The organism is Streptomyces sp. NRRL S-31 (assembly GCF_000718775.1).
Classification (GTDB): domain Bacteria; phylum Actinomycetota; class Actinomycetes; order Streptomycetales; family Streptomycetaceae; genus Streptomyces.
Window position 1 is genome coordinate 1 of the sequence record NZ_JOCB01000205.1, and the last position, 2,423, is coordinate 2,423.

General features: G+C 68.6%; 1 protein-coding gene. It reads right to left on the reverse strand.

Annotated features, from left to right (window positions below; all coding sequences use genetic code 11):
• Positions 1-2,411, reverse strand: a 2,411-nt coding sequence (locus IF37_RS40300; protein ID WP_037858282.1) for a hypothetical protein, incomplete at its 3' end; no start/stop codon positions are given.
• Positions 2,412-2,423 lie beyond the last annotated feature (12 nt).

Consider the following 2,423-nt stretch of genomic DNA (forward strand, 5'->3'; position numbering starts at 1 on the left):
AACTGATTCAGAACCGTCAGCAACGGCCCCGCATCAACAGCCGCCAACTCCTCGGCCACCGGAGCGTTGTCGGCGAACGCACGCGCCAACAACTCGCTGAGCCTGACCACCGGCCGCAAGGTCGGGCTCGACTGTACGGTCATCCACTCCTTGACGTGCCCGTGGAGCCGGGGAAGCTCACGGTTGGCGATGAACTCCGCCGCCCACACGGGTTGGGCGACCAGCTTCTGGGTGACGCTCCCGCTGTCGAGCAGCAACCGGTAGAAGGAGTCGTTGGTGCGCAGCGCACCGGTGAGCCCCGGAACGTCGTAGATCAGCTTCAGGAGGCCGGAGGAGCGGTCCAGAAGGAGCGGCAGCAGCGCCGGGCGCTCGGTGAGCAGGTAAACCAGATCGCTGTTGTTGTACAGGGCCGCACCGAGCGCCTTGCTCTTCCTGGCCGCCTCGAACAGCTGCTTGTCCGCACGAACCACTTTGTCGACAGCCAGGATGTGCTCAAGCCACTCCGGCGATGTCGCGGCCTGCCGGAACCTGTCCGGATCCGTGTCCGGATGCAGATGCCACAGATCGGCCAAGCCGAGGGTGAGCGGCCATACAGGAATGCCCTCGGCGAACAGTCGCGGCTCTCCTGTGAGACTCTCGTCGGCCACGGCGTCCATCAGTCCCGTGGCCCAGTTCTTCTTCTTCTCCCTGCGCCGCCTCCTCGCCTCGGCGACGGCATCACGGAACGCCGGTTTCCCCAGCGCTTCCACGAAGCCGGGACGCGCGATCGCCTCGGCGAACACCGCCGGCGCCGACGCCAGCAGGTTCAGGAGGCTGAGATCCCCGCTCAGCAGCTCGAGCAACGGCTTGTTCTCGAACAGCATCCGCCAGTGCTGGTAGGAGATGTCCACCGGCGGTCTGGCCGCGAGTTCCTTGACCAGACCCGGGTACTGCAGCAGATTCCCCACCGCCTCGTTGCCCAGCTGGTGGAGCATGTCCGCCTGGTCGCCCGCCAGGCGCAACAGCGCGGCTTCGTCGCGCAGCACCACTTCGAGGAAGACCGACAGGTCGGCTGCCTCCGCGACCGCCAGTACGTAACCCGATCGCCACACGTTCTGCAGGGCCCGTTCATCGAAGGGGCGCTGACGGAAGATCTTGGCAGAGATGTCAGCGAAAGTCGGGTCGAACAGCCGCAGCAGCTGGCTGTGGGTGGGCGTCTGGAACAGCATCTGCGCCACGTCGTGGTCGGCCGCCGCGTCCCTGGCAGCCTTCCGGCGCGGATCGCCGGCGGGCAGGGTGACGAGCTGTTCCGGCGCGATGCCCGCGAGCCATTCCCGGAGGTCCCTGTGGCGCAATGCGCCCGCCAGCATGAGTGGTGCCAGCAGCGGCGATCCGTCGCGTACCCCCGGCCGCAGGCCTTTACCGCGGTCGGTCAGCAACCGCCGGAAGTGGTGGGGCCAGGACAAGAGGTTCGGGTAGCGGGACAGCGTGTCCGCCAGCTCCGGGTCGCTCTCCAGCACGCCGGTCAGGTGAGGCTCGCGCGCCAGGAGCGCGGCGAGACCCGGGTTGGCCGCCATGGCCCGCTCCAGCGGCGAGCCGGACGGCACCTGCGCGAACACCACCGCCTGCCCCGGCCCGGGCAGCACGGGAACCTCCGCCCGGCGCAGCGCCTGCTCCAGCTCCTCGTCACCGACCGTGTCGAAGTGACCGGGCTCGAGAGACAGCACCTCCGCGACGGCACGGTTCTCCGCCGCCGCCCTCAGCCACTCCATCCGGCCGGCCAGCCGGTCGGCGAAGGCGGGAACGTCCTCCAGGACGTCCTTGAACAGCGCCCCGCTCCTCGCCAGGACGTCGGTGACGTCCGGGTTGTCCATCGCCGCCGCCAGCAGCTTGGGCGCATTGACCAGCAGAACGGCCTGATCGGCATGCTGCTGCAACCTGCGCCGGAAGTCGAGGTTGCCCAGCAGCCCCGCGTAGTCGAAGTCGCGCGGCTCGTACAGAGCCGCACTCAGGGCCCACTCCGTCCCGAAAGTCCTGATGTGCGCGTCGCCATGGGACTTGTGCGTCTCCACCAGGGCCTTGGCCAGCCGGGGATTCGCCATGACGGCCACCGCCGCCGGGCCCCGAACCGCCACGGACTTGATCAGTGCCACCCGATTGTCGAGGGCCACGGTGATACCGGGGCTGACGAGCAGGTATTCGACGGAACGGTGTCTGCCGTCGAGCGCCTCGACCAGGGGACGCCGCCCGTCCTGTTCGATCAGCAGACCCTCCACGGCCGCCGGCATGTTGTGGTACGAGGTAAGAGCCCAGTCGGACTGGGCGCTCATGAGCTGCAACATCTGGTGCGCGTCGGTCAGCACCTCCAGCAGCGTGGGGTGCCGGTGCATCAGGTGGGCCAGCAGCGGCTTGGCGGCGGCTGCCTCGGCCACGTGCAGACGACC